This window comes from Snodgrassella alvi (assembly GCF_002777425.1).
Taxonomy (GTDB): Bacteria; Pseudomonadota; Gammaproteobacteria; order Burkholderiales; family Neisseriaceae; genus Snodgrassella; species Snodgrassella alvi_B.
In genome coordinates this window covers 1-12,613 of record NZ_MDVC01000051.1, presented here as the reverse complement: position 1 = coordinate 12,613, position 12,613 = coordinate 1, and the positions used below count along the sequence as shown (strand labels likewise).

At 43.5% G+C, this 12,613-nt stretch carries 9 protein-coding genes; 4 read left to right on the top strand and 5 right to left on the bottom strand.

Annotation, left to right across the window (positions count from 1 at the left end):
- Positions 1-287: 287 nt before the first annotated feature.
- The 4 genes from BGI33_RS03675 to BGI33_RS03650 all read right to left on the bottom strand — a co-directional run bounded on the left by BGI33_RS03675 (position 288) and on the right by BGI33_RS03650 (position 4,912).
- Entirely contained in the window at positions 288-659 is a 372-nt protein-coding gene (locus BGI33_RS03675; protein WP_100089985.1) for a hypothetical protein, read from the bottom strand.
- Positions 660-1,246: 587 nt separating this feature from the next.
- Complete coding sequence (locus BGI33_RS03660) at positions 1,247-2,173, bottom strand: hypothetical protein (RefSeq protein WP_144235359.1); 927 nt, start codon at positions 2,171-2,173, stop codon at positions 1,247-1,249.
- Positions 2,174-2,467: 294 nt separating this feature from the next.
- Positions 2,468-4,672, bottom strand: coding sequence for a heavy metal translocating P-type ATPase (locus BGI33_RS03655; RefSeq protein ID WP_100089981.1), 2,205 nt, complete (start codon positions 4,670-4,672; stop codon positions 2,468-2,470).
- Between the two features lie 39 nt (positions 4,673-4,711).
- Positions 4,712-4,912 carry a heavy-metal-associated domain-containing protein gene (locus tag BGI33_RS03650; protein ID WP_257380414.1) on the bottom strand — a complete coding sequence of 67 codons (201 nt, stop codon included), beginning with the start codon at positions 4,910-4,912 and terminating at the stop codon, positions 4,712-4,714.
- Positions 4,913-5,032: 120 nt separating this feature from the next.
- Here BGI33_RS03650 and BGI33_RS03645 point away from each other — a divergent pair, with 120 nt between their 5' ends.
- From BGI33_RS03645 to BGI33_RS03630, 4 genes are all read left to right on the top strand, one after another.
- Positions 5,033-5,440 carry a MerR family DNA-binding protein gene (locus BGI33_RS03645; RefSeq protein ID WP_100089979.1) on the top strand — a complete coding sequence of 136 codons (408 nt, stop codon included), beginning with the start codon at positions 5,033-5,035 and terminating at the stop codon, positions 5,438-5,440.
- A gap of 126 nt (positions 5,441-5,566) precedes the next feature.
- The gene (gene smc, locus BGI33_RS03640) at positions 5,567-9,046 is read left to right on the top strand and encodes a chromosome segregation protein SMC (RefSeq protein WP_100089978.1); all 3,480 of its coding nucleotides are present in this window, start codon (positions 5,567-5,569) and stop codon (positions 9,044-9,046) included.
- Between the two features lie 148 nt (positions 9,047-9,194).
- Complete coding sequence (waaA, locus tag BGI33_RS03635) at positions 9,195-10,463, top strand: lipid IV(A) 3-deoxy-D-manno-octulosonic acid transferase (protein WP_100089986.1); 1,269 nt, start codon at positions 9,195-9,197, stop codon at positions 10,461-10,463.
- A gap of 295 nt (positions 10,464-10,758) precedes the next feature.
- Complete coding sequence (locus BGI33_RS03630; protein ID WP_100089977.1) at positions 10,759-11,280, top strand: pilin; 522 nt, start codon at positions 10,759-10,761, stop codon at positions 11,278-11,280.
- 36 nt (positions 11,281-11,316) lie between these two features.
- Here BGI33_RS03630 and BGI33_RS03625 read toward each other — a convergent pair whose 3' ends face one another.
- Entirely contained in the window at positions 11,317-11,676 is a 360-nt protein-coding gene (locus tag BGI33_RS03625) for a sulfatase (RefSeq protein WP_144235358.1), read from the bottom strand.
- Positions 11,677-12,613 lie beyond the last annotated feature (937 nt).

Here is a 12,613-nt window from a genome sequence, read left to right as displayed (position 1 = left end):
ATTTTCTTATTAATACAATTCCACCTCAAGCTCAACTTATTTTATGTGCAATGGATTGTAAAGAAATTAATTGCTTCAAGGAAAAAGCTAATGTGATTGAATTAGATGAAGAAAAAATTTTGAAATCATCTGAATTTATAAAGGCTAAAAAATTATTAAATATGGACATATACCTATAATTTAATATCTCATTATTCCAAGAAAACGTAATATTATATATATTCTAATTTAAATAGATGCCTATAACTAAAAAAGAAATAGGCATTTTTATTCAAACTACAAGTATCTTAACGATAACAACCAACAATAACCTTGCTGCTGTTTTCAATAGTACTAATACTGGTTTTCAGGCTGGCAAGCAGCGTATTGAGTATGCCGGCAAATTGAAGCATGTCCTGATTCTCCAGCAGCAAGGTTTGGCTGGGGATATGCAGGCGTTCAAGCAGGAGTTTGCCTAATGTGCTGGTAAGAAAATCAATATTGCAGCTGGTACTCTCACAATATTCGATGATGGTGTTAAGCTCATGCTGTTTGAGCATTTGAGCTTTTTCTGAGGGGCTGTGTTTTTTGTCCTGAATAATGGCCAGTTCTCTGGCCTGTTCGAGCAGCAAGGCGGGGCTGTTGCTTAGGCTGGCGGCAATAAATTGTTGCTGATTCATTGTGCACCTCGGCATTGGTTTACTATTTGGCACAATGATGATATTTGCTGTTGTATGGTTTGGCTAGCAGCCAAGCATTGACTTGCTTTATTTTTGGTTTTACTTGCAATTGGTTGTAATTGGGATAGTAGTGATAGATGCGGAAGTTTACAGCATTGGACAAGCTGCTGGATTGCTTTCATGTTGATAGCCTTTCATTCTATTAATTTTGAAAAGCCTACTTACATACTGACAAGCATAAGAAAAAATCGACTGACAGGCAGTATGAACCGTAGGCAAAAAACCTTCTGCCATGGTTCACTATATAAAGCGTACCCATGGCACGGAAATCAGACAATCAAGCCACGCAATAAAATATTGGCGGTGTTGTCCGTCATACTAAAACAGCCTGTCAAAACTGGCCGCGCTATTGAACGCAGCAAAGATATTTTGCGGTTTAATTATGGATGTGTCAATAAGCTGATAATGCTACCATATTGAATACTGGTGATTTATACAGCTAATGGATTCGTATTAATTTGTTTTCAATAGTATGCTTCTTATGCGTAAAAGGTTATGCAGCAATTTATCATTAAGAAATCTACTATTTATTTGCACATATCTGAATTATGCCGGTTATCAAATCCGCTACCCGACGGAATATAGGCTATTTCACTACTGATATCTTCTATATATACAATGTCTTTTTCTTTCAGATTAGTTTTAGTAGTTATTAGTAAACGAGTGCCTTCTATACCTGTCCTACTATCTATATATTTGACCTGAAAAAGATTATATTTTGAAAAAAGTACAGGATTGATTAACAGCATTTTGCTATGACAATAAATCAGCATTATTCCCAACATACCAATTACATACATAAACATGTATTTTGCATTTAAAGACCATAAAAATAGTAGTGTAGATACAGCATATGATATTAGATATACAAATTCCCAACTGTCTATTTTTCGCTCAAATTTTGATTTTTTTTCATGTTCTTTTTCAGGTTTTTTTTGCCATAGCCGATATATCCACGGTATATGTTTTCTTTCTGATTTAATTTCTGTATCTGTTTGAACATCTTTTGGGGCTTTTTTGATCAATAGCCAGTAATAAAATAAAAGTATCAATACTAATGCAAAACAAAGATTAGATGCTAACTTTGATTTTGTATTGTTAAAAATTTCACTATACAAAATAAAAATAAGTATTAATCTTGGGGGATCAGCTATGATTGTTTTTTTTATCTGCAAAATTGTTATTTTATTCTGGAAATACTCTTTTTTATAGCTTAGTTTTTTCAGATAAGAATAAGTATTAAGGCTACCAATCACTGCAAGAAATAACAGAATGGTAGCCAAGCCAAAATAGTGCATATAAGTATGAGTGATATAGTCTGCACTCCAGCTAGTCCAGCTCAGATAGTTGCTATATTCGCAAAATTGCCAGATTGAGAGGCATAGAAACATCGGTGTATAAGCTGTAAGAAACAATCCAATACGTGTTGTAAGTTTAAGCCCGTATGTAGTCATTCTTTCCTCTTCTGAATTAAACGTTCACTTTGGCCATGAATATGTCAGGTTGATTTAATATAGCTTCTATAACTTTAATTCTAATTTAATTAAATTATATTATATTTTCTTATATATAAAAACATTTATCAGAATTTACTTTTAGGCTAAATCTTTGTATCAGAAATATTAGTAAAAATTTATCTGGTTAAAATCTGGCTTGTTTTATAGACAGCGCTTTGGTGATTTATAGATAACTGGCTGCTGGCAGACTATATGCCTGTCTGCCAGCAGCCAGAAAGAATATGTGTATGGTCAAATCAATCTGCTTTTACGCAATCGCAAAGCATTGAGTAATACTGAGATGGAGCTCATCGCCATAGCTGCGCCGGCGATAACCGGGCTAAGCCAGCCAATGGCGGCTAGCGGGATACCAAGAATATTGTAGAAAAAAGCAAAAAACAGGTTTTGTTTAACCACGCGTACGGTGGCATGGGCTAAGGCAAGGGCATCGGCTACTTGGGTTACGGAATGGCGCATCAGGGTGGCAGAAGCGGTATTGGTGGCGACATCTGCGCCGCCATACATGGCAAAGCTAACGTCGGCTGCGGCCAGTGCTGGCGCGTCGTTAATGCCATCGCCAATCATGGCAACTACTTTGCCCTGCTGCATCAGCAGGTGTACTGCTTCTGCTTTGGCGCGCGGATTCATTTGTGCCTGATAATGGCTGATGCCCAGTTGTTTGGCGATGTGTTCGACTACGCTGTGCTGGTCACCACTCATGATTTGGGTGTCGATATGGTGTCGCTGTAGACGCTGAATAGCGCTGACGCTATCTTCTTTTAGTGCATCTGCTATGGCAAATGCACCGGCTATTTTTTCATTGATGGCCACGACTACGATGCTGGCAATCTGCCAGACTTCTTGTTCCATCAGCTCCTGCGGGATGCTGCAACCGCAATAGGCCGGATTGCCCACTTTGATATTGCCGTAACCAGCTATCTGTGCCTGTGTTCCCTGCCCGATATCACTATGGCTGTGACTGGCAGTTAATGCAGGCAGTTGCTGCTGTTGCGCTGCCTGTATGATGGCCTGTGCCAGTGGGTGGGTAGTAAGCTGTTCTACGGCAGCGGCCAGTTGCAGAATTTTCTGGCTATTAAAGTTACTGTCGGGAGCGCACCATTGTGCAACAATCTGTGGTTTGCCATTGGTAAGGGTGCCGGTTTTATCCAGCACAACGGTAGTTACCTGGCTGCTGCGCTCAAGTGAGGCGGCATCTTTAAACCATACGCCATAACGTGCTGAGCGTCCCATGCCCACCATCATGGCTGCGGGTGTGGCCAGCCCCAGTGCACATGGACAGGCAATAACCAGTACGGCTACGCCACGGGTTATTGCTTGGTTAAAATCGCTGCTAAGCCAGTAGTTGAGGATAAAGGTTAATACGGCGATGGCAACTACTGTGGGCACAAATACCATGGATACTTTGTCGGCCAGCCGCGCGATTGGTGCTTTGCTGCCCTGCGCCTGTGCCAGTGCCTGCATCATATCGCCCAGCAGGGTTTGGCTGCCAAGGGTTTGTGTCTGATAGGTAATGCTGCCGTTACTAAGCAGCGCGCCGGCCAGTACTTTATCACCAGTCTGTTTTAATAATGGTTTGGATTCGCCGGTGAGATAGCTTTCGTCACACCACGCTTGGCCACTGGATACGATGCCATCGGCTGCAATGCGATTGCCGGCGTTGGTTTGCAGGATATCGCCCGCCTGTATCTGGCTCAGCGGTACTTGCTGCCAACCATTAGCCGTTTGTTTGCGTACCATTTTTGGGGTAAGTTGCAGCAGCATGCTCATGCTGTTGAGACTTTGTTTTTTGGTGCGCTGTTCGAGATATTTACCCAGCGATACAAAGGCAATCACCATTACGCTGGCTTCAAAATAAATATACTGGTGTGCATGATTATGCTGGTTAAACAGCATTACGCTGGAGTAAAGCCAGATGGCTATTGTGCCCAGAGACACAAGTACATCCATATTGGCTACGCCGCCTTGTAGGGATTTGATGGCGCTATTGTAAAACGGCCATGCGAAGCCAAGCTGGATAATGGATGCCAGAATAAACTGCCATAATGGTGGCAGCATCCACTGCTGCCCCAGTAACATGCCCAGCATGCCAATAATAAATGGAATGGCAATTAGCCAGATTACGGCTAATCGCCATGATATGCGGGTATGCTTACCAGACGAGGCATCGGCCAGTGCTTCGATATTGCTACTGCTGGCTGGTATAGCCTTAAAACCGGTCTTAGCCACCATCTGCACGATATCGTTTGTACTTATAAGGTTGCTGTCAAAACGGGCTTGTAATTCATCGCTAGCAAAATTAACATCAGCGGCAATAATGCCCTGTTGCCGGCGCAATACTTTTTCAATGCGGTTGGCACAAGCCTGACAGTCCATGCCTTCAATGGCAAAGCGCGCTGTTGCGGTTGTGTTAGCGGTTGTATGCTGATTTTCGTTCATTGTCCTGTCCTTGGCCTGAGCAACCGTACTGCCTAATGGCTAAACTACATCAAAGCCGGCTGCCTCTACAGCAGCTTTAAGGGTATCTACACTGGTAAGGCTGTCATCAAAGCCAATATCGGCAATGCTGGTGGCAAAATTAACCGCCACTGTTTCTACGCCCGGGCTGCCCTGTAGTGCTGCTGTGACACTTTTGGCACAGCCTTCGCAGCTCATGCCGTCAATTTTGAACTGAACCATTTGCATTTTTGCCTCCTTATGGTTTGGGTTGAATCAAAAATCTACAAAATAAAGCTTAAACCTTAACGCTGTGATAGAGTCAAATTTTAATTCGGATTTACAGTATTTTCTTAATGCGCTATGAATATTAGTACAGCAGAAAAATTATCCGGTTTATCCAGTAAGACAATCCGGGATTATGAAGCCGCCGGTTTAATCCGGCCGCTGCGTCAGCGCAATGGTTACCGCAGTTACAGCGAAGCAGATATTGCTACTTTGTGTTTTATTAAACATGCACGTGAAGTGGATTTTTCACTGGCACAAATTGCCGAGTTACTGGCGTTACGCAATAATCCGCAGCGTGCCAGTGCGAATGTCAAGGCGCTGGTTGGCGAGCATATTCAGCGCCTGAACCAAAAAATCACTGATTTGAACAGTATGAAGGATACGCTGGAAAACTGGTATAAGCGCTGCGGTGGTAATGACTCACCTAACTGTGCCATTATTGACGGGCTGAATAAACACGGCTGTGCCAATAGCAACGATTAAGGCCGCTCGTGATTAGCCATATTGAAGTGTGACAAACTGTTATACCTTATAACTAAAACTGTCTTTTTGTTTAAAACCGGCTAAAATAGTCGCTTTTTGGCACTTTTGCCTGCGTTTATTGTTGCTATGCGTCTAACTCACATCAAGCTTTCCGGCTTTAAATCATTTGTTGACCCCACTACGATTGCGGTACCGGGCAGGCTGGTTGCTGTCATCGGGCCGAATGGCTGTGGTAAAAGCAATGTGATAGATGCGGTACGCTGGGTGCTGGGTGAAGCTTCGGCCAGACAACTGCGCGGTGAAAGCATGCAGGACGTGATTTTCAATGGCGCCAATACCCGCCGTCCGGCTCCGCGCGCCAGTGTGGAACTGGTGTTTGATAACAGTGATGGCCAGCTTCAAGGCGCATGGGGACAATATGCCGAAGTGGCGATAAAACGCCAGCTTACTCGTCAGGGTGATTCCACTTATTACATTAATAACCAGGTTGTGCGCCGTCGCGATATTACCGACCTGTTTCTTGGCACTGGTGTAGGCGCCCGTGGCTATGCGGTGATTGAGCAGGGTATGATTTCGCGCATTATTGAAGCGCGGCCGGAAGAACTGCGCGCTCATATTGAAGAAGCCGCCGGTGTATCCAAATACAAGGAACGCCGACGTGAAACTGAAAACCGGCTGGCCGATACGCGCGAGCATTTACAACGACTGGCCGATTTACAAAGTGAGCTGGATCGTCAGGTAGAAAAGTTGCAGCGGCAGGCCAATACTGCCCGACGCTATCAGGAGCTGAAAGCCCAGATAGCTGATAAACAGGATTTATTTGATTACAGCCAGTGGCAACAGGCACTGCATCAGGCCGACAATGCTACGATTCTGTATCAGCAGCATGGCAGTGCACAGGAAACGCTCCAGCAGCAATTAGAGGCACTGGAAGAAACGCTGCAACAATTACGCCAGCAGGAGCAACAACAACAGCAGCAGGTACGCGAGGCAGAAATGCAGCGCGCCGGCCTGCGTGAACAATGGGCACGACTGGAAGAACAAATTCGCCACCGGCGTGACTGGCAGCAGCGCATTGCACGTGAGCAGGCACAGGCTCAAACCGAACTGCAACGGCTGCATAATGAAGACCAGCAGCAGCAGGAACAGCTCGAAACAGCTACTATGCAACTGGAAGAGCAACAATTACAGCGCGAAGAATGGGCACTACAGGCAGCTGAGCATGAAGCGCGCATGCCTGAGCTGGAAGAACTGGCACATCAGGGTGAACGCACCCGCCAGAATCAGCAAAATGAGCTGGCGCGGCTGGAGCGTGAGCTGGCGATTAAGCAACAGCAGCATCAGCATGCTACTGGCAGCATCACCCAGTTGCAGCAACGCCAGCAGCGTCTGGAAGAAGAACTGGCACAACTGGCCTTACCGCAAAACGAAGAACTGCAACATACGCAGGAAACTGTGGCGGAGCTGGAGCAGGTCGTGTCCACACTGGAAGAAAACCTGCTGCAATATGAACAGCAACGTGAAAGCGCACAGCAAGCGCTTATTCTGGCACAGCAACAGCACAGGCAACTAGACAAACAGCAGCTCACACTAAGCACACAGATAGAAATATTGACCGCCATGCTCCCGCAGGCTGAGCGCAGCAGCGTAGCAGGCGTTACTGATACAGATATTCCCTTGCTATGGCAGCATATGCAGGTTGCACCGGCATGGCAGCACGCTACCAGCGTGATTCTCGGCTATAAACTACAGGCACAATATACAAAACAGTTAATGCTGGCCGATACCCTGCCCGAACAGACAACAGTATGGGTGAATCAGGCTGGTGAAGCAGAAAAACAGCCCCCCGCTACTAATGCCTTGTTGCAGTATATAGAAGTACAGGCACCTTTTACGCAGGCCATACATTATTGGCTTGGGCAGGTATGGTGTGCTGAAACACTGCAAGCTGCCCTGCTTTTGCAAACTGACTTACAGCCACATCAGCTAATTATCACACCGGAAGGTCACTGTGTTGATGCGGTTAGTGTCACTTTATATACCGAAGATAATGGCATCAGCCTACTGCAACAACAGCAGCAACTGCATGAGCAGCAGCAGGCACTGGCTGAGCTGGAAAAACCATTACAACAGGCAGCTGAAGCGATGCAACTGGCACAGCGCAATCTGGAAAATACCGAAGCCCAGCTAAATCAATGCCAGCAGCAACTGAAACAGCAGCAACAGCGCTGGCAAACCGCCTCAGCACAGGCCACTGAATTACTGGCACGCACCAGTCAGGGGCAGTTACGGTGTGAGCATATTCAGCAGGAAAGCGCGCAGATAAGCAGCGAAATGACCCAACAGCAGCAGGTGCAGCAACAGACTCAAGCCGATGCAGAAAATCTGACTCTGGCTATTGAGCAGTTGCGCCCGCAGTTACAGGATCACACTGCCAGCCAGCAGAATCAGCAGCAGACATTAAAACAAAGCCAGCTAGCCTTACTGGAAGCACGACGGCAGCAGGGGCTGGTGGAAATGGCCATTGTGCGTCTGCAACAGTGTATCCAGAGTGCCACTCAGGAACGCCAGCGCATTGCCCGCGACACCGAACGCTGGCAGAAACGCCAGAGTGAGCTGGCTCTGGGTATTGCTGAGCAGGAAATGGACGATGAGCAGACCCTGCAAACCGAGGAGCTGAATGCGCAGATTGATGTGGCCAGTGAGCGGTGTGCAGCCGCACAGCAACAGCTTCAGCAGCTTCAGCAGCAACTACAACAGGCGCAGCAGCAACAGCATACCCTCAATAGCCGCTTACCGCAGTTACAGGCTGATACCCAGACAGCCCTGCTACAGCAACAGGAAGCCTTGCTCAATGCCAGACGCTTTCATGAAACTCTCCAGCAGAATAATGCCAATCTGGATGCATTGGCTGAGCAGTTTGCCCAGTCAGCTCAGGCAGCACCGGAGCTAAGCCAGCAAATCGCCGCACTGGCACAGAAAATCAACGCACTGGGTGCAGTTAATCTGGCTGCATTACAGGAACTGGAAGAAGCGCACGAGCGCGCCGAGTATTATCAGAAACAGACAACTGATGTACAGGCAGCCATTGCCCTGCTGGAAGAGGCCATCAGTACCATTGATGAAGAAACCAAAACCCGCTTTAAAACCACCTTTGATGCAGTAAACGAAAAAGTACAAAGCTATTTCCCTACCCTGTTTGGCGGTGGTGAAGCGCGACTGGATATGGTGGGCGATGATTTACTCAGCGCTGGCGTATCCATCATGGCACGCCCGCCCGGCAAGAAAAACAGCACCATTCATCTGCTTTCCGGTGGTGAGAAAGCTCTAACCGCCATGAGTCTAGTGTTTGCCCTATTCAGCCTTAATCCGGCACCATTCTGTCTGCTGGATGAGGTAGATGCACCGCTGGATGATGCCAATACCAGCCGCTTCTGTAATCTGGTACAACAAATGTCGGCACAAACCCAGTTTGTCTATATTTCGCATAACCGCCTAACCATGGAAATGGCTGAGCAACTGGTAGGCGTAACCATGCAGGAAAAAGGGGTATCGCGTATTGTTGAAGTGAATATCCGTCAGGCACTGGATATGGCAGAAGCGTAAGCACAAACAAACAAGCCTGCATCTTGATAGCAGCCCATCCACCAATATATTTGCGCTGCTGGTTATACTGCTCACCAATGATTGTCGTTAATCAAGCCGGATTTTTAATTTATAATCGCCGTGAAATAGGCTTCTACAGTTAATGCATATGCTCCTGAACCATTTATATCAATTTTTATGGCTACTCGCCCCACCTTTTTTACGCAGATATCTGCGCCGGCGATCCAAGCTGGCACCAGCTTATGCACTCAACTGGCCTGAACGTTTTGGCAAGCCCTATCCAAACCCGGTAAAACATGCAATCTGGATTCACGTGGTTTCTGTGGGTGAAACCCGCGCTTCGTTACAATTTATCCGCGCCCTGCAAGGTTTTTTTCCAGATACACCGCTGCTAATGACCCAAACCACGCCTACCGGCCGGGCTACCGTACAACATTTTTTCCCAGAAGCACAATGCCGCTATCTGCCCTACGATAAAAAATCATGGGTTAGCCAGTTTATCCGCGAACACCAGCCTTTATTCGGTGTTTTAATGGAAACAGAAATCTGGCCTAATCTGATCAGTGTCTGTGCCCGGAATCATATCCCCCTGTTTATGGCCAATGCACGTTTATCAGAAAAATCTCTGCACGGTTATCTGAAAGTGCGCTCACTGGTTGCACCACCACTGGCTACGCTGACCGGTTGCTATGCACAAACCGATGCCGATGCCCGGCGGTTAAATAAAATTGGTGTCACCAATATACAGGTCTGCGGCAATACCAAATACGATATATCGCCGCCAGCAGACATATATGCATTGGCACAGACATTTAAACAGCGCATTGGCAACCGGCCAGTAGTAGTTTGCGCCAGCACCCGTTTTTACCACGGTACTGACGAAGTACAATTACTGCTGGACGCATGGGCGAAACAAAAGTTTGGCAATACTTTGCTGGTAATCATCCCCCGCCACACAGAACGTTTTCAGCCAGCTTGCGAATATGCCGAAAAATTGAATTTTATTACCCAGAAACGCAGTGATAATCAGGATATTGCAGAAAAAACGCAAATATGGATTGGCGACAGTATCGGCGAACTCTTTGCCTACTACCTGTGTGCCGATATTGCTTTTGTAGGCGGCAGTCTGGTTGATAGTGGCTGCCATAACATTGTTGAGCCCATTGCCTGCAAACTCCCTACCCTGTTTGGTCCATCTACCTATAACTTTGCCGATGCTGCCCCCAAAGCAGTTGCAGCCGGCGCTGCACAGCAAATTCAGTCAGCCGATGAGTGGGCATCCACAACCCTGGCTTTACTTGCCAATCCGCAACAAAGGCAACGCATGTCGGATAGTGCAGAAACTTTTATTCAGCAACATCAGGGAGCAAGCCAACGCATGGCAAAACATATATATAATATAATTTACAAATTATAAACAAGAATCAGATAATTATTTATTGATATTTATATATGAAAAATAATTATCTGATTTCTAATATAAATAGTTATTAATAACATTCAAATTACTCATCATAAATATAATTTATCTATCATCTTCATGCCTGTTGAATAGTTATATAAATAGCTTTATAACTTTCGCCTGAGAGCTTATAAAGTAAAAACTCATATTACATAGATAGTTATATTAATCTATTACATTATTTATACAAATTTAAAATTATGGCATATATATTGCTTAAATTTTTGCTTTATTTATAATTAATTCAACTATGAAATATCCAGACAATTACCAAGCAGGAACAAATATCCAGACGGGTTTTACATTAATTGAGCTATTGATTGTAGTGGCTATCATCGGTATCCTTGCAGCAATCGTCGTTCCGTCATATCAGAATAATGTCACTAAAGCCCAGCTCACCCGAGCCTATTATGAACTTAAAGCCTCAACCACAGCTATCGATACCATTATTGCCACTGGCAATGTACCAACCATGAGCAGATCTCTGGATGGTCAGTATGTAAATGGAAAGCTTTATGAATTTATTGGTGTGGACAGCAATAATATTGATTCCAATATTTTATCCAGCCTACACTTTATTTCTGATCAGAATACTGTCAGAGGTCTAAGTGCAACTTTAGGTAATAATGTTTCCGCTGCAATAAATGGAACAATTATTAATCTGGAGCGTTCAGAAGGTGGCACATGGACATGCCGTATTGAACCCCATGGGAGTAGTGCTGAAAACTATTCGAAATATGCAATTAGTAATTGCAGCATCACTACAAACTAAAATTTTCCTGTTTTTCTAAACAGACTTTGCAGATAATTATTTTATTTTAAAATGTAACCATGACACAGTATGCTCATTATATACAGTATTTTGCTCAGCTACATCAAACATCGGAGGCATATGGTCTCCAATAATGACTACTTCAACTCCTTTCATTTGCGGATCACTTACCCATTGAGCTAACTGATCAAAAAATTGTGCGTGTAATACATTATTGCGGCAAGACTTACTACCTTGATTAAGGCCATACTGCTGACAGTCTAATCTGCTGTTGTGTATATCCTGTTCAGCATAAGGAAAATGTGTTGTTAAAGTCATCCAGTATACGAATGTCTTCGGCTTTCGCAGCAACATTTTTTTTACATCTGCAAAAATGGCAGTATCACACACACCCATTAAATGGAGAACACCGTGGAGACTGCGACATATCTTCCCCAAATTGCCGATGTTGGAACCCAATAGCAGGATACCAGACAGCACAATCATAGAAACTTCTAGTAGATCCATGAATGGCAAATGTTGTATAGCCGCGTTTTTGCAACAAATTGGATAGACAGTTAGTTAAATTCAAGTTAACTATATTGCATGTATCTAGGAAAGATAAATCAATCTGACATATTTTTATGTTCAATTTGTTGCAGAAAATGCCTACAGTTATCCCATTCAAACAGACAAATTCAAGAAAAATTACAACTTATTCTGCAAATAAGGAATACAGCCTGTTTGATGCTGTACAATAACTACTATTGATCAAAAAAGGTTATATTAGAGGACATCTATAGATAGATATAAAAAATTATTATGCTTCAATATTAATTGAATCATTGATTATAAATGTTAGCATAAAGATGCTTAACCGTAGTAGCTAAAAAATTCTACTAAAATTAAATATAAATAATTTAGCACTTATTTAGAGTGCGTCCATAAATAATTATAATCACTATTCCAGTATTTTCTTTCATAATAACTAATTATGGTAAGCAAAATAATAGAATATTAGCTAGTAATAGCTACATAAATAGATTTAACTTGAAGAGAGCAATTCTGATTTAAGTTTATTTTTTTATAGATTACTAATCTCAGAAACAAAAAATATCATTACTATACAAATTATGTTATGTCATAACCTGCTTTTTAAAATTGCAGAAATCTTATCAGCCTAGAGAGTGTTAGAAATAAGGTTTTGATTGGTGTTATTCATTTTAACTAAAAGTTAAAATTCTATATATTATAAACTATGTATATAACACAGAAATAATTTATATTCAAATTACTATTTTATTAATCATTTATCACTATATTTTATTAAAATAATTATTTATTTAAATACTCT